The sequence below is a fragment of the Selenomonas sp. ND2010 genome (genome assembly GCF_000702005.1).
In the GTDB taxonomy this organism is placed as follows: Bacteria; Bacillota; Negativicutes; order Selenomonadales; family Selenomonadaceae; genus Selenomonas_A.
This window is the reverse complement of the sequence record NZ_JNKI01000023.1, coordinates 12,312-34,432: the sequence shown is the minus strand read 5'-3', so window position 1 is coordinate 34,432 and position 22,121 is coordinate 12,312. Positions and strand designations below refer to the sequence as shown.

Below are 22,121 nucleotides of genomic sequence, written 5' to 3'. Positions count from 1 at the left end.
CGAACTCCTCTTACTCCGGATAAAGCTCCCGATACTTCTTCTCATCAGCCAGAACCTGCCGGACATAATCCCGCGTCTCCGCAAAGGGAATGGCATCGATGTCCGAAAAATCTTCTGGCCAATTATATTGTTTTATCCATTCCTGTACGTTTCCCCGGCCAGCGTTATACGCCGCCAAGGCTAACACATTATTTCCGTGAAATTCTTTTTGCAGGGTAGAAAGATACCAGGTTCCATACCGAATGTTGCGATCCGGTTCATGAAGCCCTTCTTCCGAGTAGTTTGTATCCCCCAGCTGCCCGGCAATCCATTTTGCCGTATCCGGCATAATCTGCATAAGCCCAATGGCTCCACGATGGGAATGAACTTCCCGTTTGAATTTACTCTCCTTCTTGATGACAGCTGCCGTAAGATTGCTATCCACATGATACAGGGAAGCGTACTTCATCACCGTATCATGATAAGGATAAACATAAAAATAACTGCGCTGCACCGGTTCAAACTTCAGCACAAAAAAAGCACTAAGGCTTACGAAAATAATGAATAACGCAACACAAAAACAGGATACCATGCGGCGATGCTGCCTCTTCCTGTTTTGACGGACCCTGTCATGAAACTCCGTCATGCGTCCACTCCTTCCATAGATCATCCACCTGCCGCAGGGTTGACGACAAGCTTCCGCTGTTATCAATCAGGCAATCTGCCCGTTTTTTTTTCTCTTCCCAAGGCATCTGCGCGGCAATTCTGGCCGCCGCCTCTTCCCTTCCATAGCCATTGCGCTTCATAAGGCGCGCCAACTGAATTTTTTCCTCAACATATACAAGACAAACCTTCTCTGCCATTTTATCCCATCCCGACTCAAAGAGCAATGGAACATCCAGTACAATTACGGATTTTTTCTCCGCTTGATAACGTTGCAACCGCTGGCAGATTTCTTGCTGAATCAACGGGTGAGCGGTCGCATTCAGCCATTTCCGTTCAATAGGGTCAGAAAAAACCAGCTGCCCAATAGCACGGCAGTCAAGCGTGCCATCAGGCAACAGGATTTTTTCCCCAAAGTGATTGCGATACGCCTCGTATAGCGGTCTGCCCGGCTCCAGGAGTTCATGAGCGATTCCATCGGCATCGATAATGCTGGCACCTTTTTCCTGCAAATACGCAGATACGGTACTTTTGCCAGAGGCTATGCCCCCCGTAAGGCCGATGATTTTCATACTACCTTCTCCTTCTTGTGTCATTTTTGACAATGCGGGCAATAATGGGTTCCCCGCCCCCCCACGGTTATCTTTTCGATCGACGTACCACATTTGCGGCAGGGCTGTCCCTTTCGATTGTAGACAAAGAGATGTTCCTGATGACTTCCCTGCCTGCCCTCACCATTTTGATAATCGCGGAAGGTGGTGCCACCATCGCGGATTCCCGCTTCGATGACCGAATTAATGGTTCCATACAGGCGCTGGCATTCTTCCTGGGTAAGGGTACCAGCACGCCGCTGGGGATGGATGCCGGCTAAGAACAATGCCTCGTCATCGTAAATATTGCCAATGCCGCCAATATATTTTTGATTCAGCAAAAGCGACTTGATGAGCGTCTTTTTTCCCTGCACCAGTTGATAGAGGTATTCTGGCGTAAATTCAGGCGACAACGGCTCTGGTCCCATCTCAGCAAGGCCATGAATGCGCCAGCGCTCCCCTGGAGCTAACGCATAGACCGCCCCGAGCGTACGGGTATCCCCATAGACGAGCAGCCCGCCGCCATCAAGATGGAACAACAGCCGCGCATACGAATCGTGAGACTCTCCCTCCGGTTCAAATACCAGCCGTCCCGTCATGCGAAGGTGGAAAATCAGTTCATTGCCATTGTCGAGCTCCATGATGAGATACTTCCCCCGGCGCTTCATCGCCTGTATCGTCCGGCCAATAGCCATCGCCCGATAAGCTTCCGGCTCTGGCCATTTGATCTGCCGTGGCAGCAACAGGTCAATCTTCATGATTTTTTGACCGGTCAAAACTGTATCGAGATAGCGGCAGATAATTTCCACCTCTGGCATTTCCGGCATATTACTTCGCCTCCGCCCAGTTTTTGCCACTGTGAATATCAATCAAAAGCGGAACGGAAAGCTTAGCTACCTGTTCCATCGATTCTTTTAGGATCTTGCTGACAAGTTCGCGTTCGTTTTCCGTGGTCTCCAAGACCAACTCATCGTGTACCTGCAGCAGGATACGGCTCTTAACCCCAGCTTCCTGCAAGCGATGATACGCTTCAATCATAGCCAGCTTGATAATATCGGCTGCAGTGCCCTGAATCGGCGTATTCATCGCCATGCGCTCAGCGAGAGAACGCTGCATGAAATTCCGGCTCTTGATAGCCGGCAGCTCACGACGCCGGCCGTAAAGAGTCGTAACACACCCCGTCTCATGGGCAGCAGCTACGGTGTCATCCATGAATTTACGAATGCCAGGATAGCGCTCAAAATAACTATCGATATAACTTGCTGCTTCCTTCTTCGGAATGTGCAAATCACGCGAAAGCCCATAGTCACTGATGCCGTAAACAATACCAAAGTTTACCGCCTTGGCCCGGCTGCGCAGCGTCGGGGTGACTTCTGCTAATGGCACCCCAAATACCTCCGCTGCCGTACGGGCATGGATATCCTGATTCTGACAGAACGCATCAATAAAGCTTTCGTCTCCCGACATATGCGCCAGTAAGCGCAGCTCAATCTGCGAATAATCGGCCGAAAGAAGATAATCATAGCCTTCCCCTGGCTCAAAGAGCTCACGGATCGTCTTCCCCTCTTCCGTACGGACCGGAATATTTTGCAGGTTCGGATCGGAACTGGAAAGTCTCCCCGTTGCCGTAACCGTCTGATTAAAGCTCGTATGAACGCGGCCGGATTCTTCCTGGATGAGTTCACCAATTGCATCCAGATAGGTGGATTTCAGTTTCGTCCACATGCGATAGGCCAAGATCTGTTCGATAATCGGATGCTGGAACCGCAGGGATTCCAATACTTCCGCATTGGTGGAGTAACCCGTCTTGGTCTTCTTCGTTGGCGGAAGTTCCAACCGCTCGAAGAGCACCTCGCCAAGCTGCTTGGGCGAGTTGATATTGAACTCTGTCCCCGCCAGCACGTAGATATCCTGCTGGATTTTTTCAATCTTCTTGCCAACCTCGGCGGCTTTCTCTTCCAGGCTTTTTCGATTTACGTAAACGCCATTCTGTTCCATGGCCGCCAGGACTTCCACCAGTGGCAGTTCAATTTCATCATAGAGCTTTTTCATGCCAAGTGCTTCAAGCTCAGCTGCCAGCTTAGGCTGGAGTTTCGCGATGAGTTTTGCCGTCCATACCGCCTGTAGGATTTCATCGTCAAAGGTTTCCGGTACACACTGCTCCGGAAAATACTGATGCGAAAGGTTCGACAGTTCGTATTTGGACAGTTCCGGATGAATCAGATAGTCGGCCAATTTGATGTCAAAAAAGCTATTGCCCGCCTTGATTCCCGCATGATAATACTGCTTCAAATCGTAGACCGTCACCGGTTTTCCCGCTTCCATGAACGCCAACAGCCGCTGCCATGCCGGCGTATCCGAAGCGACAAGGCCCGTATCGCCAGTTGACGAAACCACCACCGCACGACGAAGCGATTCAAACGGGGCACGGCCTGCAAAGATACCACTGACAGCAATTGTTTCTGCCTGCTCCAAGACCTCTGTCAGCTGCTGCTCATCCCATTCTTCATAAGTTAAATCAACGGGCGCCGCTTCCTGGATTTCCATGCCAGCAAACAATCCATCATCGGACTCTCCATAAATTTTCGTGAAGTTCTTCCAAACACCTCTTAACTCATAGCGGTCACAGAACTTCTTCATAGCGATACGGTCTGGGGTGATGGTATAATCATCCATCGAAAGTTCCACATCCGGAACCTGTAATTCAATCGTGGCAAGTTCCTTGGACAGGATTGCCTGATCGCGATTTTCCGTCAAGCGTTCCTTTAGTTTCTTGCCAGAAATTGCCTCAATGTTGTCCAAGACATTTTCAAGAGTCCCATATTCCAGCAACAGTTTCGTTGCCGTTTTGGGTCCCACGCCGGGGACCCCCGGAATATTGTCGGAATTATCGCCCATCAATCCCTTGAGGTCAATCAGTCGAATCGGCTCAAAGCCGTATTCCTCCCGAAATACTTCTTCGTCATAGGCTTTTAGCTCGGATATCCCCTTCTTCGTCAACATGACGCGAAGGTTCGGGCGCACCAGCTGCAATGCATCCTTATCCCCAGTGACTACCATGACATCATGACCTGCCGCAGCAGCCTTTGTTGCCAGGGTTCCGATGATATCATCAGCCTCATAACGCTCTTTTTCCATAAAAGAAACGCCAAAAGCTGCTGCAAATTCATGCAGCAGCGGGATTTGGGCGAGGAGCTCTTCCGGGGTCTTGTCACGCGTTCCCTTGTATTCCGGATAACGTTCCGTGCGGAACGTCTTTTTTCCCTTATCAAAAGCGATAACCAACGAATCCGGTTTCAGCTCCCCCAACAGCTTGGTGAGCATATTGGAAAAACCAAATATCGCATTGGTCGGCTCGCCCAGGGAATCCGTCAATGGTGGCAGCGCATAAAACGCACGATACATAAGGCTGCTGCCATCCAAAATCACAAAACGCTTGCTCAAGCAGGATTCCTCCTCAAATTGTTCAGTTTATAGGTTACGATAACTTACAAGAAACTATTTTACTTCTTTGTTGCTTCTTTGTAAATCTGTTTTAACGATTTTTTGCTTTTGCTGCCATCAACAGCTTTGTCCTCAGCCTTCGGCTGCTCATTGGCTACCTGCTGCGGCGTTTCAGCCGTTTTCTCTTCGGTCTTTACTTCCGGAGTTTCCGTCTTCGGCGTTTCCGGCTGTGCGGCTGTCGTCAAAACGAACTGTTTCGCATCGTTGATGCTGCCCGTCAGGTTAAAGAGGGTTTTCGTATCTTCGGCTTTGCAGTAAAGCACATCGCGTTTATCGACACCCTCGGCACTGCCCAGCGTGCTGATAAGCTTATGGGTTGCTGCATCCCAACCAAGATTTACATTGACGGCATTGGCCAAATCAATCGCTGGCAGATACGTCACACCATCTTTGTTTACCGCATTATTGGTAAGCTTTTTCCCATTGACATAGAGCGGATAGACCTTGCCAACATACGTGGGATTGCCATCGGAAGCGTTGATTTTCGCCTGAATATCCTCATCGGATTCGAAGTTGCCAACGCCATAGCCAGCCAGCCATTTGTGAACATCAGCTACCGACAGCTTCTGCCAGCCATACCCATCCGGATAAATGTAATAGACCACCGTATCATCCGGAGCTTTTTCAACGACAACGCGGTTATAAGTAATTTCAACCGGCGTGCCTACTTCCACCAGATCATAAAGTGCCTCGACATCCTTTTCAAACATGCGCATGCAACCATGCGATGCATACGTTCCGATAGAAGCCGGGTTATTGGTTCCATGAATGCCGATATTGCCCGTAACCGTCATCCAACGATAACCCAGCGGGCAATCCGGGCCCGAAGGAATGGAATAGCCCGTAGCCGGATCCGTCCAAGTCGGATTTACTTCCTTCTCGAGGATTTTATAATAGCCGGTCGGAGTCGGCGTGTAAGCCGTTCCCGGAGCAATCGGATACAGACGGATTTTCGTCGTCCCCTGATAAAGTGCTAACGAACGGGCAGCAAGGTTGATGCTAATCTTCATCGGCTGCTCTACCTTCTGCGTTTGAGCTGGCTGTGCAGCAGTTTCCTCCACCGGCGCAGCACTGACCATATTCGCCGAAAGTCCAGCTGCCGACCCTGTAATCATCATAGCGCCCAACATACCTGCGCAAACTTTTTCCCACATAATTCATAATCTCTTTTCTTTTTAAGATTTACTGTAAAATTAACAGTTACTTTTAATATCCTAACATCTTTAGTCCCTATTTGCAAGTTAAAAGGCCCTTCCGATTTCATTAGGAAAGGCCTTATTTATTCTTAATCCTAGTCAATGCTATCTTGCATTCGCCGCCTCGATAATGGCTTCTGCTGCCCGCTCCGGTACCGGTTCATACCGCGCAAATTCGAGCGCATACGATCCGCGTCCCTGGGTTAACGAGCGAAGTTCCGTAGCAAACTTATAGAGCTCCGCCTGCGGAATCAAAGCCTGAATCTCACTCATATCCCGCTCCTTGCTATCCACCCCTAGGACATGCGCGCGTTTGCTGTTGAGACGTCCCATGACATCTCCGAGATAATACTCGGGGGTCAGCACTTTGATGGTCTCAATCGGTTCCAACAAAATGGGCGATGCCTCCATGACCCCTTTCTTGATGGCAAGTGCGGCGGCTGTCTTAAAGGCAGCTTCCGATGAGTCAACAGGATGATACGAACCATCGTACAGATTGACCTTTACATCTACCACAGGATACCCCGCAAGCACCCCCTGAGCCAAAGTCTCTGCCGTACCTTTCTCCACCGCCGGGATATACTGCTTCGGCACGCTGCCGCCAAAAATCGTTTCGGAAAATTCGTTGCCACTCCCCGCATCCCGCGGTCCGATTTCCAGCCACACATCGCCGAACTGGCCATGCCCGCCACTTTGTTTCTTATGGCGTCCCTGAACTTTGACGGTCTTGCGGATGGTCTCACGATATGGAATTCGTGGCTCAGCCAAATCCAGCTGCGCGCCAAATTTCCGTTCGAGTTTTTCAGCTAGGATCTCCAGATGCACTTCCCCGATGCCCCGTACAATCGTCTCACCCGTCTCCGGATTTTTTTCCACGAGCAGCGTTGGATCCTCATCCTGCTGCTTTGCCAAAGCACCAAAGACTTTGTCTTCCTCCCCTTTCTTATGGGCGGATGCCGCCATCTCAAGCATTGCTGTCGGATAAAGAATCGCTTCATATTGAATGGCGTCGCTCTTATCGCAGAGCGTATCCCCCGTCTTGACCTGCTGCAATTTCGTCGTCACCACGATATCACCAGCCGCAGCAACATTCAAATTATGCTGCTGTTTGCCTTGCAGTGTAAACAACGTTCCGATCCGTTCCTCGGTATCCTTATTGGGATGATGATACGAAGCATCCCCGCGCATTTCGCCAGACAAGATGCGAATATAACTCTGCCTGCCCACAAAGGGATCGACAATCGTCTTGAACACCTGCGCAGAAAACGCATCTTCCGTATGACGTTCCTTGAGTTCACCACTTACCGGATCCATGCCAATGGACACTTTAAAATACGGCGTCGGCATATACTCCACCAAATCATTCATGAGTTTCCGCATGCCGATATTCTGTTTGGCCGACCCACAGAAAACGGGGAAAATCTTACCAGCCTGTATGCCTTCAATCAGCGCCGCTGCGGTCTCCACCTCGGTGATTTCCGTTCCTTCGATATATTTCTCCAACAGCTCATCGTTGAACTCCGAAATGGATTCAATCATCTTTTGACGAGCTTGCTCGACTTCGCCTTTCATATACTCCGGTACTTCGTCTTTAACGATCTCCTTGTCATGAGTGACAATCTTCATATGAAGCGACAGCAAATCCACTACCCCTTGGAAAGCTGCTTCTTTACCAATTGGCAGCTGTACCGGAACGACACCATCCCCGAAGCGTACGCGAAGCTCTTCTACTACCCCGTAGAAATCTGCATGTTCGCGATCCATCTTATTGATAAAGAAAGCTCGTGGCAATTCGTTTTCCTCTGCATACCACCAGGCATTTTCGGTGCCAGATTTGATGCCAGACGAAGCAGATATCACGATCAAGGCACTGTCAGCTGCCGCCATAGCCCCCTTGACATCACCGACAAAATCAGGATACCCCGGTGTATCGATGAAGTTCAATTTGAAATCGCGCCATTCACACGCTGCCAATTTCAAATTAATCGTCATGCCGCGTTTGGTTTCTTCCGGCTCATAATCCAGCGCACTGGTGCCATCCTCGACATTGCCAAGGCGCTTAACCGCTCCTGCATCAAACAGGCAAGCATCCAACAAACTGGTCTTACCTGTTTTCCCGTGACCTACAACAGCAATATTTCGGATATTGGCACTTTTATAGTTCTTCATCGATATTCCCTCCTATTGTTATGATATTATCAGTATTCTTCGACTATTCTTCATTTTCCTGCTACAATTTTCAGATTATGCAAAAAAAGGAGTCATCTCGTAGCGAGATGACTCCAATTTTATTCTTGTTCTTCTAAACGCATCAGCAAAAAGCAATAGTCCGAAATGCGATTTAAATACAGGCGATCCGCCTCAGCGATGGCTGTTTCCTTCGCTAACCGGCAGGCACAACGCTCAGCACGACGAGCAACGGTACGTGCCATGTCCAACATAGCTCCAGCCTTTGTATCCCCAGGAATCAAAAAGCTTTTCAAGGGCGGAAGCTGTTCTTCCAACGCCACAATTTCCCGTTCGATTTCTTTCACGGTCTCAGCCGTAATATACGGCGTTTGATTGAGGCTCGCAAAATCAGCCATCAAAAGCGAAAGATTTTTCTGCAGTGCGAAAATACGATTTTTCACCTCAGACTTCGTGGCAAAAGCTCTGGCCATCGAAAGCGCCGAACCAGCTTCATCAATTATGCCATAAGTTTCCACCCGCAGGCAGCCCTTTTCCACCCGTTCTCCGGTATAAAGGCTTGTCATCCCTTTATCACCAGTCTTGGTCGTAACGCTCATACGATCGCGCTCCTTAGCAATTACTTCGAATTACTCCATGGCTTCATACTGACCGTCCAAAATCTCGGTCTCATTGAAGAATATATGAATCTCCCGGTTCGCACTCTCCACCGAATCCGAAGCATGAACCGCATTGCGCCGGCCATTGGCCGCAAACTGCTTGCGGATTGTCCCTTCCTCTGCCTCAGCCGGATTTGTCTTGCCGTTGAGCTTTCTCACCTTTGCGATGACATCTTCTCCTTCGAGGACCATAGCAATAATCGGTGCCGAAGTCATAAAACCTACCAAATCTCCATAATACGGACGGCCGATATGTTCTTCATAATGAATCGAGGCCAGCCGCTCATCCATCTTTAAGAGTTTCATCGCTACAATGCGGAAGCCCTCCGCTTCATACCGTTTGATAATATCCCCGCTATAATGTTTGGTAAAAGCATCTGGTTTAATGAGTACGAGTGTTTTTTCCATTACGATAAAGTCCCCTTGTTTCTTAATTAAAATTATTCAAAGCAATTCTGCTTTGTAATTTTCTGCTACTTGCTGATAGTTCATGGCCGAATCATGGAGTGCCTGCAATTCATCTTCCCGCAAAGAACGGATGATTTGCGCCGGATTGCCATAAACCAGCGAATTAGACGGAATCTTTTTATGTTGTGTCAGAATTGTCCCAGCGCCGATGATTACATTATCGCCAATCTCTGTATAGCCAAGAATTATCGAGCCCATACCAATTAGGCAATTATTCCCGATTTTCCGAGCATGTACGATGGCGTTGTGCCCAATGATAACTTCATCGCCGATTTCCGTTGGCACATCGGCCATAACGTGAATCGTCGCATTATCCTGAATATCGGTATTTCGACCAATCTTAATTGGTTGGAAATCTCCACGCACCACTGTGCTGAACCACAGACTAGACCCCTCACCGATTTCGACATCACCGACTACGGCAGCCGTTGGTGCAACAAATACACTCGGATCGATTTTTGGGGCTACGGATTTATACGGAATAATGGTACTCATGAGAAATCGCCTCCTCAAGATTCAGACATCAACTATTTTGTGAACCAATTCTGATATCTTTATTCTTAATTATAGCCTTTTTTTGACAATTTCGCAACAATTAATCGATAGAATCCGAACGAATCACGATATTTCGATAAATCTTTAACTGTTCCGAACGAATCCATTCCCCAACTTTCTTGCCAGTAACTCCGAAAGGACAATCTCGTCCACTGACCTGCTTCATTTTTTCCACATAAACCTCTCCGTATTGCAAATAATCCGGTAAGCTTTGATGGTCTGCTAAAATTACCGCCCGAAACTCTGGCCAAGACAGATTTGACCGGTCAACTTTCAGCAATAAATCGACAATCTTTGCCGCTTTTCCCAGCATCGGAGCCCGCATGTGTTCTGCAATGACAAAGGATCCCGCCTGCATCCAGTCCCTTGGCAGCGTCATGCGTCTATTCCATTTTGTTAGCACTACCAGGCCTCGTTCCTCGTGTCCGTAATGATGTGGTTCCATCTCTTTTGGCGTCGTCCCCTTCCCCAAGTCGTGAACCAATCCGGCAAACCGCGCCAACACGGAATCCGTCTGCTCAGCCACTTTATCGACCACAAGCATTGTGTGCTCAAACGCATCCCCCTCAGGATGAAAAGCCGCTGGCTGTGTTTTACCGATCAACGCGGCCAGCTCAGGGAACGTAACAGACAACAAGCCGGCACGCTTCAGACAACGAAAGAATATGGAGGGTTTTGGCGTATTCAAGGCACGCCTCAATTCCCCCAGCACCCGCTCAACTGGTTCATGGACAAGTTCCTCGCGGCATGCAGCCATCAAGCGATAGGTATTGTCTTCAATCGCAAAGCCAAACTCTGCCGCCTGCCGGGCCGCTCGCAAGGCCCGGACTGGATCTTCACTGAAATGTTTGGATATGGCACGGATTATTCCACCACGAATATCCGCCTCCCCACCGTATAAGTCGTGAATCGTCTTCTCGGGCAGCTCCATTGCCAGACTGTTCATGGTCGTATCTCGACGATACAAATCTTCTTCTAACGTAACGGAGGAATCGTAATTCACAGCGAATCCACAGTAACCGCTTCCTGTTTTTCGTTCTTTGCGGGCAAAGGCGACTTCGGATTTCTTGCCATCAATCGCTACCAGATAAACCGGAAACGATTTGCCAACTTTTTCGGCCGCCGGAAAAAGCTCGGTAAAGGTATCTTCTTCCATTCCGGCTACCATGTAATCTTTGTCATGTGCTTTCACGCCACGAATCTGATCACGCACCCATCCCCCAACGATAAAGACCCTGGCACCGCACTTTCGCAGTGCCGACACAAAATCCTCTTCTCTCATACCATGATCCCTCCTCATTCCTGTATTGTAACAGAAAAAATGCTGCAACAAAATAGCCTGCTGACTCCCTTCGGAACCAGCAGGCCTATTGCTTCGAACTCATTCTTTATTTTCATTGAGGATATGAGCACCACGATTATCCAAATCCATAACCAAGATTTTGGACTCTACTCCGTGCTGCTTAAAAGCTTGCTTCATGGCTTCGCCCACAGCTTCTTCACACTGACGGTTTTCCAGTGTATAAGCTATGAGGCAAGGACCTGCACCGCTTAGGTTAGCCCCGAGGGCACCCGCCTTGCGGGCAGCCTGAAACACATCGTACATACCGGGAATAAGCTCTGCGCGGTAGGGCTGATGAAGAGCATCTTCAAACACATTGCGCAAGAACTTGTCATTTCCCTTGCAAAGGGCAGCTACGAGCATGGCGGCACGGCCAATGTTATTGACCGCATCTTTCATCGGTACCTTTTCCGGCAAAACAGCCCGAGCCTTGCGCGTTGAAAGCGGAAAATCCGGAACGGCTACCACCAGCTTCATGCGAAACTTCGGCATAAACGTGAAACATTCCACATTGCCGCGGGTCACAGTGCTAATCGTAAAACCACCGAAAATTGCCGGCGCCACATTATCGGGATGCCCCTCAATATCCGTCGCAAACTGCAAAAGCTCGCGGCGATTAAACCGATTGCCAATCAACACATTCGCAGCTTTTAGGCCAGCTACGATTGCCGTAGCACTACTGCCTAAGCCTCGCGAAAGTGGAACATGATTTTCCATGTGGATGACTGCACCTGGATATTCTTTATCCAATTTGGCCTTGCGAAGCAAATACTGTACCGACCGCCAAACGATATTGCGATTATCGCAGGGAATGTTTTGCGCGCCTTCCCCTTCAATGGTAATCGTAAGCCTTGGCTCCTTCAACAGCGAAAGTTCCAAATCGTTATAGACGGTACAAGCAAGACCGATAGCGTCAAATCCAGGTCCACAGTTGGCACTGGTTCCTGGCACCCGAATACGGACCGAACGGTTTGTCATAAGATTACCCCCGTTCTTTCTCAACACGGATTACATTGCGGATCTCATCCACTACCGACAACTGTTTCAAAGCATCCAACGCCTTCTGAATGCTCGCATGGCGGACAATATGCGTGACCGCAACAATCTCGGCATGATCCACCACGCTGCGTTTCGTCTGAATAACGGATTTCAAACTTACCTCAGCATCACCAAAGGCCGTAGCAATTTGCCCGAGAACGCCGGGTTTATCATCCACCAACAAACGGACATAATACGAAGACTCCGTCTCTTCAATCGGGCACATGGACTTCTGCTCGTAGCAAGTGCAGCCAATCCGGCCAAAGGAATTGTTGACAATATCCCTTGACACGTCAATAATATCCGACACTACCGCAGAAGCCGTCGGCAAAGAGCCTGCCCCCTGACCATAGAACATGGCCTCGCCAATCGCATTACCACGGACAAAAATTGCATTGAATACGCCATTTACAGCTGCCAACGGATGCTCTTTCGGCAAAAATACGGGATGAACGCGTACATCGACACCATGCTCCGGCGAATCCTTGCCAACTGCCAAGAGTTTTACCACATAACCGAGACTCTTCGCATAATCGATATCATCGGGGGTTATCTTCGTGATCCCCTCAACCGAAACATCCTTGAGCTCCACTCGCGTGTTAAAAGCCAATGACGAAAGGATTGCCGCCTTACGGGCTGCATCAAGACCATCAACATCCGCTGACGGGTTGGCTTCTGCATAGCCTTTTTCCTGTGCTTCCTTAAGCACTGCATCATAGTCACAGCCTTCGTCTGTCATCTTGGTGAGCATATAGTTCGTCGTACCATTGACAATGCCCATGATTTCCGTGATTTTATTGGCCGTCAAGCATTGCTTTAGCGGCGTAATGATGGGGATACCACCACCGACACTGGCTTCGAACATGAAATCGACGCCATGTCTTTCTGCAGCCTCAAACATGTCCTTGCCAAACTGAGCCACCACATCCTTATTAGCCGTTACGACGCTTTTACCATGCTCCATTGCCTGAAGCATATACTCTCTGGCTGGATGCAGCCCGCCCATGAGTTCTACGACAACATCAATTTCGTCATCGTTTAAGATATCCTCGTATTTATCCGTCAACGAATATCCCTCAAGCTGCGGACGCTTTTTGCTCAAGTCCCGGACCAAAACGGTTTTCAGCATAATAGGCGCGCCGACGCGCTCGGTAATTTGCTCCCGATTCATTTCGAGTACCTGAACCACGCCGGAACCTACTGTACCGGACCCCAACAAACCTACACGAATCACTTTCTCCATATCGACGCACCTCCTTCCACTGTTTAAGCCTGACCGAGAACTTCCAAACGCTTCACGCCATCAACCATGCGAAGCTTATCAAGCAAAGCTTCCAGGTCAACGCTGAGGTTTGCCGTCTCAATCGAAACCGTCGCATTGGCAACTCCCTGCAAAGGAATCCCCTGATTGATGGTCATAATGCTGCCGGAATCCGACGAAATCGTGTTGAGTACACTCGAAAGAACGCCCTTCTTATGCTCAAGCAGGAACGTAAGCGTAACGATTTTGTTCTGGCTTGCCTCATAGAACGGGAACACATAATCTTTATATTTATAGTAAGCGCTGCGGGAAAGCTCCATCTTCTCAACGGCTTCGTTGATAGTGCGAGCATCGCCACGCTTCAGCATTTCTTTGACTTTGATCGTCTTTTTAATTGCTTCCGGGAGAATCTCTTCACGAACGAGGAAGAACCCACTCTTCTGATTATTCATATATAGCGCCTCCAATGGATAATTTTCTACTGACAAAAGATAGTATACCACAAGTAGTGGACGAATAGCAACTTTATTTTTACAAATGTCCACTTCACCTGTAATATCTATTATTGTTTTACCTATTTTGTAACATTATTTGTCAACGATGTCCTGCCTTGATTTTACTTTCGGTTCCACTGAGCAAACGTCCGATATTGGCATGATGGCGAATGATGATGAAGGCGGCTGCCAAAATGCCAAACCCAATATACTCAACAGGATACCCAAATTGCCATGCCAAAACAGGGACAAGAGCCGCAGCAAGGATAGATCCCAGCGACACATAACCGCTGAACTTAACCACTCCAAGCCAAACTAAAAATACCAGCAACGCAGGAATTGGCATCATCATGACAATGACCCCGAGTCCCGTGGCCACACCTTTTCCGCCTTTAAACTTCAGGAAAAGCGAACAGGAATGTCCAACAATTGCAAAAACACCAGCTAGCACACATGCCAGTGCCGTATCCCCAAGCTTCATACCGATATATACACTGATGGCTCCCTTGAGGAAATCCAACAGGAAAATCAAAAAGCCCGGCCCTTTGCCCAGCGTTCGCCAAGCATTCGTCGCACCGATATTGTGACTGCCATGCTCACGAAGGTCAACCTGCCAAAGCAACTTGCCAAAGACAAGCCCATTGGGAATCGACCCCAAGATATAGGCAATCGCACAAGCTAGTACCATGTTCATCAGTACTCATCCTCCTCATCCCGCGCGCGTACAATCAAGCGGATGGGCGTGCCCTCGAAACCATACATTTCGCGCAGACGGTTCTCGATGAAACGCAAATACGAGAAATGCATGAGTTCCGGATCGTTGACGAAAATGATAAACTTCGGCGGCTTGACATCCGCCTGCGTCATGAACAAGATCTTCAAACGTCGGCCCCGATGCATGGGGGGCGGATTGATGGATACGGCATCACGAATGAGTTCGTTCAATACACTCGTCTTGATGCGCATGGACTGCTGCTCAGCAACGTATTTGACCAAGTCTGTAACACGGCCTACGCGCTGACCAGTCAAAGCCGAAGCATAAAGAACCGGCGCATACTGTAAGAAGCCGATTTCATCGCGTAAATCTTCCGTAAAGCGAAGCGTTGACTTGTCATCTTTATCCGGATAGATATCCCATTTGTTGACGACAATGATGACGCCACGCCCTGATTCATGCGCATAACCAGCAATTTTCTTATCCTGTTCCGTAATGCCTTCCGATGCGTCAATCATCATCAAAACGACATCGGCGCGGTCAATGGCACGCAGAGAACGCATCACACTATAGCGCTCAACCGGTTCATCAATTTTGCCACGGCGGCGCATGCCAGCCGTATCGATCAACATGAACTTCATGCCATCTTTGACAAAATGCGTATCGATGGCGTCGCGGGTCGTGCCGGCCATGTCGCTGACAATGACGCGTTCCTCACCAAGAAGCTGATTGACAATCGAGGATTTGCCCACGTTCGGGCGGCCAATTACCGCAATGCTGATCTCATCTTCATCCTTATCCTCCGCTTCATGCTTGGGGAATGCTGCTACCATCGCATCGAGCAAATCGCCAAGGTTCATGGCATTGGAAGCCGACAGAGCAATGGGATCCCCGAGACCCAGATTGTAAAACTCGTACGAATTCATGACTAGCTGCGGGCTGTCAATCTTATTGACGCCCAAAATAACCGGCTTCTTCGTGCTGCGCAGCATCTTAGCAACTTCTTCATCCGCCGTCGTAAGTCCGGCACGGCCATCGACGAGGAACAAAATCACATCGGCTTCTTCCATTGCCAACTGAGCCTGACTCCGCATGGACTTTAGGATATGATTGCTTTCATCAAATTCGATACCGCCAGTATCAATCATCGTGAACTCATGATTGAGCCATTCCGCATCCAAATAAATGCGGTCACGCGTAACGCCCGGCATGTCGTCGACAATCGAAACACGTTTTTTGCCAATCTGATTGAACAAAGTAGATTTTCCTACGTTCGGACGGCCAACGATAGCCACGATTGGTTTACTCATGATATTACCTTCTTTCTATATAAAATCCTATCAATATTGAATATTTTTCGTATACCCGGCATTGCTCTGCCAAGTGTAGGCAGTTTCATTCTGGCGGTCCTTATGGTACGCATTCCAGCCAGTCAGCGCCAGGCGAAAATCCTTACCGCCCTGCACCGGTTCAATGCGTGCCTCCGGATAATGCGCCTGAAACTCCTCTAAGGACACATCATCAAGGAAAATATCTTCTCCCGAACGAAGCGCTGACTCTGGAATCAAGATCCCCGTACGCGGTCCTGGCAGACTATCCAACGTTTTCATAATGTCCTTAGCCGTCAGCAATCCGGAAACATTGACCGTGTGACCAAAGTGATCATTTTTCACCGGCACGATGCGAATGTAAAGATTCTCCTTCTGGACCGAATCCGCCAACTGCTGCAAAACTGGCGCCACGGAAGTCCCCGTTACCACATCGAGGTATACAGGCTCCGAATAGGAATCCGTCACTTCCTCCGTCTTCTCCCAATCGTTTAGAAAGCTTCGCGTAAGACCAATGCCATTATCCAGCTGAGGGAACCCATCGTAAAAATCCGTCTTTGGAACTTCCCTGCCAGCGAGCAAATAGAACTCGTCACCTAAGTAGATAAAAGTACGGCCCTCTTCCTGACGAATCTTAGCCTGCCATTTTTCTACTTCGTCAATGACCCGCGCCGCTCCTTCCGCATCAAATTGCCGCAGCGGAAATGGATCATCCCGGTACTTGGTAAGTCCCACCGGAACAATCGCCATCGATAGTGCATGCGGCCGACGTGCCACAATATCGCGAATCGTGCGCTCAAGTTCCGGCCCATCATTAAGTCCGGCACACAAGACCACCTGCGTGTGATAGTCACAGCCTGCTTTTTCCAAGTTATCAAGCTGCTCCGCAATCTTCGCGGCCCCCTTGCAACGGAGCATCTGCGCACGGAGCTCCGGATTCATACACTGAACCGAAACATAGAGTGGCGACAAATGATACTGCTCAATCCGTTTGAAATCCCTAGGCCCCATATTCGTCATGGTCACGAAATTCCCATACAGGAAGGACAGCCGATAATCGTCATCTTTTATCGATAGACTGCTCCGCATATGAGGGGCAATCATATCAACAAAACAGAAATAACAATGGTTCGCACAATTGCGGATGCCATCAAATACAGCTGATTCAAACTCAACGCCCAATTCCTCGTCAAAATCTTTGTCAAAGGATATCATTTCCTGCTGGCCATCCGCATGCTCGATGAGCATATCGATTTCCTCATCGGCCATGGCAAAACTCAAATCAATGATATCGTTTAATTCCTGCTCATTGATCGCTATGATTTTGTCTCCTGGCACCAGTTCTAGTTCTTCGGCCAGGCTGCCTGGATAAACCCGCAGAATTACACCGGCATGTTGCTTGCTCATTTCTCGTTCTCTTTCTTTCGATTCAGTTCTTTACATCTTTTCTTCCATCAAAAACAAAGGAGTGATGCTTGTATCATCACTCCTCTGAGTCATTCTATCCAGTTGATTTATTATCAGCTATTAGTCTTTAGCTTTCGTGATGGACAGGGAAATGCGTTTGCGTTTCATGTCGATGCGAAGGACCTTAACTTTGACTTCATCGCCAACATGAACAGCTTCATCAGCGCGCTCAATGCGTTTCTCAGCGAGCTCGCCCATCGGAATCAGGCCATCAAAGCCCGGCTCGATTTCCATGAATGCACCGAAATCCGTCAGTTTGATAACTTTACCTTCGATGATGTCGCCCTCAGCGTATTTCTCAGCATTGTCGAGCCACGGATCACGCATCGTGTCTTTTACAGACAGGGAGATACGTTTTGCTTCCGTATCAACGGACTTAACATAAACGTCGAGTTCCTGACCAACTTCGAGAACATCCGACGGATGTTTTACACGGTGCCAAGCGAGATCGGAGATATGAGCCAGACCATCTACGCCACCGATATCGATGAATGCACCATAGTCAACGATGCGTTTAACCGTACCGCGAACCGTCGTACCAGCCTCGAGGGTGGAGAAGATTTCGCCCTCTTTCTCAGCGCGCTCAACTTCGAGAAGTGCACGACGGGAAAGAACCAGACGCTGTTTGTGAACGTCGATTTCAATGATTTCGCACTCAACCGTCTGACCAACATAGACAGACAGATCTTTTACGAAATGGAGCTCCATCTGGGAAGCCGGAATGAAGCCGCGGAGGCCATTAACAGAAGCCACGAGGCCACCCTTAACAACCTGGTTGACCTGAGCCTGAACATGCTCGCCACGCTCTTTGATTGCTTCCATATCTTTCCAAGCAACCATACGGTCAGCTTTTACCTTAGAGAGCATACCGCCGTTGTCGCCACCGAGGGAAACAACATAAACGTCAATCTTGTCGCCAACCTTAACAACATCAGCTGCGGACTCCGGAGCCGGGTAAGCGAGTTCTCTCTTCGGGATAGCGATTTCCTGTTTGTAGCCGATATCAACATAGGCCTCATCGCGGGAAACCTGGATGACGGTACCTTCAACAACCGTACGCTCCTGGATATCCGGCATCGAGTTCTCTGCCTCTGCTAATAATTCTTCCATGTTCATCTGTTCTGACACTTTTTATATACCTCCTTGATAATCCAGTCAGGCGTCGAAGCGCCCGCTGTAATACCAATTTTTTCAATTTTATCAAACCACTCGTCCTGCAGCTCCGCCGCAGTTTCGATATGGTAAGTAACACATTTTGTTGCACAAAGCTGTGCAAGACGTGATGTATTGGCACTGTTCTTGCCGCCAATAACCAGCATCCTATCAACTTTCGCAGCTAAATCCATAGCTGCTGCCTGTCGCTGATCCGTCGCTGTACATATTGTCCGCAGGATTTTTACCTCGCGGGACTTTTCCAGCAAGTGCGTGACGATTTCTCGAAATTTCTCTCCCGAAAAGGTCGTCTGACACACGATACCAAGTTTAGCACAATTGGGCAATGCATCGGCTTCTTCAACTGTCTCGATGATTTTCGCCTCAGTATTCGACCACTCGAAGATACTACGTACCTCCGGATGCTCCTTCTCGCCAATAATGACCACACGATAGCCTTCATCCACCAGCGATTTGGCAGAAAGTTGTGCTTTCTTGACATGCGGACAGGTCGCATCCACCACCGTCAATCCACGATTCTCAGCATCAGCATAAACCTGAGGCCCTACCCCATGGGAACGAATGATGACCGTACCTTTTTCCATTTCATCCAAACTGCTTACAGAACCTACGCCCTCATTACTGAGACGTTCGACCATCTGCGGATTATGGATGATTGGCCCTAATGTACAAGCGGTGCCATCAGCGGAAGCATTTTCTCTGGCAATCGTTATTGCGCGCTTGACGCCATAACAGAAACCAAGATAATCTGCTAAAATGACTTCCATACATCAACCACCAATTATTAGTCATGCGAATTTGGTATATTTTATATTTTTTTTCGCAATCTAACATCTAGTTTAGCATAGATTACCATGACAAGCAAATTATTTTTCACAAATTCAAAGATTTTTTTCTTTCATTTCCGCAATCTTATCCATAATAGACTGGGAAAATGCTTCCAGCTGCTCTTTATCCTTATGATCACCAGTAAACTTCATGGGTTCGCCATAGATAACTTTGAGTTTTGGGAAATATCCGCCGTTAGCAAAGATGCGGTCCGTGCCGATAATGGCCGCTGGCACTACCGGAGCACCTGTCATCGAAGCAATCAGGCCAACGCCAGCCTCGGCTTTGCGCATCTTTCCCGTGCGGCTGCGAGTACCTTCCGGAAAAAGTCCCAAACAGCGTCCCTGCTTTAAGACCTGCATTGCCGCCTTGATTGCTCCGCGGTCAGCTGCGCCGCGTTTGACGGGAAAGGCATGACAGGCGGTAATCGCCCGGCCAAAAATCGGATTTTTAAAGAGTTCCACCTTTGCCATGTAACTTACCGGCCGGGAAAGGAATGTTGCCACAAAAGGCGGGTCCCAGTTGCTCATATGGTTGGCAGCTAAAATAACAGCCCCATCCTTTGGCATGTTTTCTCGGCCGATAATCTCAGCCCGAAACAGGACTTTAAATATGATGCCAAAAATAATCTGAAGCAATCCGTAAAGCATCGAATCACCTCACTGACACATGGAAAGAATGCGGGAAACGACTTCGTCAATAGAAAGTCCCGTCGTATCGAGCAGCGTTGCATCCTCAGCCTGTACCAAAGGAGAGATCTCACGCTCGCTGTCGGCCTTATCCCGAGCCGCAATATCCTGCTGGAGCTTTTCCAGCGTGATATCGTAGCCCTTTTCCTTCAATTCCTTCCACCGACGCTTAGCCCGTTCCTCAATGGAGGCCGTCAGGAAGATTTTCACATCCGCATTCGGCAAAACGTTGGTGGCAATGTCACGGCCATCCATGAGGATAGAGCCGCGCTCGGCCATCTTACGCTGAAGGTCAACCATCTTGACGCGGACCGGCCCTAGTGCTGCCACCTGGGAAACAATACCGCTGACTTCCGGCGTACGAATAGCCGCGCTGACATCCGTACCATCAACAGTAACTTTCGTCTTACCGTCAGCATACTGCAAGTTCACATCAATATCCTTGACTACTTCAAGGATCAATTCATCGGTAATTGCCTTGCCCTGCTGCAGTGACTTCCAGGCAACGGCACGATACATTGCTCCCGTATCGATATAGGTGTAGCCAAGTTTCTTGGCCGCCAGCTGCGCAACGGTACTCTTGCCGGCACCTGCCGGCCCATCAATGGCAACAACTAATTTCTTCAAAATCTTTTCCTCCTACTAAATGGGTAATTTATTGATTAGCGTAAGCTCTCTAGCGTTTGATAGAACGTCGGATAGGAAATATTGACACATTCCGGATTCTCGATGATGACGCCATCCCCAGCCGCACCGAGAATTGCCAGTGACATAGCAATACGATGGTCGTCATACGAAAAAGCCTGCGCATGCTGTATCGATTTTCCGCCATGAATAACCAAACCATCTTCGGTACCATCCACAGCCCCTGGCGCAAGTTTGTTGAACTGATCGGTAATTGCCTGCAACCGGTCCGTCTCCTTGACGCGAAGCTCACCAGCTCCCGTAATGATCGTATCGCCCTCAGCGAAAAGGGCTGCTACGGCAATAACCGGAATCTCATCGATAAGCCGCGGCATGATTTCTGCACCGAACTCCGTGCCATGTAGCTTGCTGTAACGGACGTGAATATCCGCAGCCGCTTCACCACCACTGATGCGCGCATTGAGAAGCTCAATGTCCGCTCCCATATCTTTGAGCACATCAAGGATGCCGGTACGCGTCACATTGACACCTACATTGCGAAGCATCAAATCACTGCCCGGAACGATGCAGCCTGCTACCAGCCAATAAGCAGCCGAGCTGATATCACCAGGGACTTCGATTTCCTGCGGCGCCTGGAATTCCTTTACCGGATGAATGGTAACTGCCGTACCATTTTTTTCCGTATGTACGCCAAATGCTTCCAACATGCGTTCTGTATGATCACGGGAAGTGAAGGGCTCCACGACCGTTGTATCCCCTTCCGCATACATACCAGCCAAAAGGATTGCCGATTTGACCTGCGCACTGGCCACGGGGCTGTTATAGGTCATCCCCGTTAACTTCCCGGCCGATGGAACGATAGTGATTGGCAGTTTCTGATTCTCCTGACGGCCGTAAATTTTTGCTCCCATCTTCGACAGTGGCGCAATGACACGCCCCATCGGACGTTTATGCAACGAGGCATCACCGGTAAAGGTCGTAAGGAATGGCTGCGGTGCCAAAATCCCCATCATAAGCCGAAGCGTCGTACCGGAATTTCCCGCATCAATAATCGTCTGAGGTTCTTCCAGCCCATGCAGGCCATTGCCCGTAACGACCAGCTCCGTGTCGCTTTTAAATTCGACTTTTGCGCCCAGTGCTTCCATACAAGCTGCCGTAGACATACAGTCCTGCGCATGCAGGAAATTCGTGATATGGACCGGCGTATTGCCCAGTGCCGAAAACATAACGCTGCGATGCGAAATCGACTTGTCCCCCGGGATTTGAATTTCTCCCCTCAGACCGGCTGCTGCTTTTGCTATCGTTTTGGTATCCATAAAGCCACTCCTCTCTTGTCATTG

At 49.1% G+C, this 22,121-nt stretch carries 21 protein-coding genes; all 21 read right to left on the bottom strand.

The annotated features are described in order from the left end of the window. Positions 1-10: 10 nt before the first annotated feature. Positions 11-511, bottom strand: coding sequence for a lytic transglycosylase domain-containing protein (locus tag T504_RS0109355; RefSeq protein WP_369793635.1), 501 nt, complete (start codon positions 509-511; stop codon positions 11-13). Between the two features lie 97 nt (positions 512-608). Continuing rightward, positions 609-1,214, bottom strand: a complete 606-nt coding sequence (gene coaE / locus T504_RS0109350) for a dephospho-CoA kinase (protein ID WP_033170815.1) — start codon at positions 1,212-1,214, stop codon at positions 609-611. A gap of 20 nt (positions 1,215-1,234) precedes the next feature. Further along, complete coding sequence (gene mutM / locus T504_RS0109345; protein ID WP_033170814.1) at positions 1,235-2,059, bottom strand: bifunctional DNA-formamidopyrimidine glycosylase/DNA-(apurinic or apyrimidinic site) lyase; 825 nt, start codon at positions 2,057-2,059, stop codon at positions 1,235-1,237. Between the two features lies 1 nt (position 2,060). Continuing rightward, the gene (gene polA / locus T504_RS0109340; protein WP_033170813.1) at positions 2,061-4,676 is read right to left on the bottom strand and encodes a DNA polymerase I; all 2,616 of its coding nucleotides are present in this window, start codon (positions 4,674-4,676) and stop codon (positions 2,061-2,063) included. A 59-nt stretch (positions 4,677-4,735) separates the two neighbouring features. After that, positions 4,736-5,890 (bottom strand): L,D-transpeptidase, encoded by a 1,155-nt coding sequence (locus T504_RS0109335; RefSeq protein WP_072022728.1) that lies wholly within the window; start codon positions 5,888-5,890, stop codon positions 4,736-4,738. A 147-nt stretch (positions 5,891-6,037) separates the two neighbouring features. Continuing rightward, positions 6,038-8,101: an elongation factor G gene (fusA, locus tag T504_RS0109330; protein WP_033170812.1), complete on the bottom strand. Its 2,064-nt coding sequence runs from the start codon at positions 8,099-8,101 to the stop codon at positions 6,038-6,040. Between the two features lie 119 nt (positions 8,102-8,220). Beyond that, a complete protein-coding gene (locus tag T504_RS0109325; RefSeq protein ID WP_033170811.1) occupies positions 8,221-8,718 on the bottom strand; it encodes a cob(I)yrinic acid a,c-diamide adenosyltransferase in 498 nt (165 codons plus the stop codon). A 30-nt stretch (positions 8,719-8,748) separates the two neighbouring features. After that, positions 8,749-9,186 carry a nucleoside-diphosphate kinase gene (gene ndk, locus T504_RS0109320; protein WP_033170810.1) on the bottom strand — a complete coding sequence of 146 codons (438 nt, stop codon included), beginning with the start codon at positions 9,184-9,186 and terminating at the stop codon, positions 8,749-8,751. 36 nt (positions 9,187-9,222) lie between these two features. Next, entirely contained in the window at positions 9,223-9,741 is a 519-nt protein-coding gene (locus T504_RS0109315; protein ID WP_033170809.1) for a gamma carbonic anhydrase family protein, read from the bottom strand. Positions 9,742-9,841: 100 nt separating this feature from the next. Continuing rightward, positions 9,842-11,083 (bottom strand): HD domain-containing protein, encoded by a 1,242-nt coding sequence (locus T504_RS0109310; RefSeq protein ID WP_033170808.1) that lies wholly within the window; start codon positions 11,081-11,083, stop codon positions 9,842-9,844. Positions 11,084-11,182: 99 nt separating this feature from the next. Continuing rightward, the gene (thrB, locus tag T504_RS0109305) at positions 11,183-12,121 is read right to left on the bottom strand and encodes a homoserine kinase (RefSeq protein WP_033170807.1); all 939 of its coding nucleotides are present in this window, start codon (positions 12,119-12,121) and stop codon (positions 11,183-11,185) included. Positions 12,122-12,125: 4 nt separating this feature from the next. Then, positions 12,126-13,424: a homoserine dehydrogenase gene (locus tag T504_RS0109300; protein WP_033170806.1), complete on the bottom strand. Its 1,299-nt coding sequence runs from the start codon at positions 13,422-13,424 to the stop codon at positions 12,126-12,128. A 23-nt stretch (positions 13,425-13,447) separates the two neighbouring features. Then, a complete protein-coding gene (locus tag T504_RS0109295) occupies positions 13,448-13,894 on the bottom strand; it encodes an ACT domain-containing protein (RefSeq protein ID WP_033170805.1) in 447 nt (148 codons plus the stop codon). A 142-nt stretch (positions 13,895-14,036) separates the two neighbouring features. Then, on the bottom strand, positions 14,037-14,630 hold the full coding sequence (plsY, locus tag T504_RS0109290; RefSeq protein WP_033170804.1) for a glycerol-3-phosphate 1-O-acyltransferase PlsY: 594 nt from the start codon (positions 14,628-14,630) through the stop codon (positions 14,037-14,039). Next, on the bottom strand, positions 14,630-15,961 hold the full coding sequence (gene der / locus T504_RS0109285) for a ribosome biogenesis GTPase Der (RefSeq protein ID WP_033170803.1): 1,332 nt from the start codon (positions 15,959-15,961) through the stop codon (positions 14,630-14,632). Before der ends, plsY begins: the two co-directional genes overlap by 1 nt. Positions 15,962-15,991: 30 nt before the next feature. After that, a complete protein-coding gene (locus T504_RS0109280) occupies positions 15,992-17,386 on the bottom strand; it encodes a DUF512 domain-containing protein (protein ID WP_033170802.1) in 1,395 nt (464 codons plus the stop codon). Between the two features lie 120 nt (positions 17,387-17,506). Next, positions 17,507-18,556 (bottom strand): 30S ribosomal protein S1, encoded by a 1,050-nt coding sequence (gene rpsA / locus T504_RS0109275; RefSeq protein WP_231473892.1) that lies wholly within the window; start codon positions 18,554-18,556, stop codon positions 17,507-17,509. A 2-nt stretch (positions 18,557-18,558) separates the two neighbouring features. Then, entirely contained in the window at positions 18,559-19,386 is an 828-nt protein-coding gene (gene ispH / locus T504_RS0109270) for a 4-hydroxy-3-methylbut-2-enyl diphosphate reductase (protein ID WP_033170801.1), read from the bottom strand. A 114-nt stretch (positions 19,387-19,500) separates the two neighbouring features. Beyond that, a complete protein-coding gene (locus tag T504_RS0109265) occupies positions 19,501-20,097 on the bottom strand; it encodes a lysophospholipid acyltransferase family protein (RefSeq protein ID WP_033170800.1) in 597 nt (198 codons plus the stop codon). Between the two features lie 9 nt (positions 20,098-20,106). Next, a complete protein-coding gene (cmk, locus tag T504_RS0109260) occupies positions 20,107-20,763 on the bottom strand; it encodes a (d)CMP kinase (RefSeq protein ID WP_081823424.1) in 657 nt (218 codons plus the stop codon). Positions 20,764-20,798: 35 nt separating this feature from the next. Continuing rightward, positions 20,799-22,097, bottom strand: coding sequence for a 3-phosphoshikimate 1-carboxyvinyltransferase (aroA, locus tag T504_RS0109255; RefSeq protein ID WP_033170798.1), 1,299 nt, complete (start codon positions 22,095-22,097; stop codon positions 20,799-20,801). Positions 22,098-22,121: the final 24 nt, after the last annotated feature.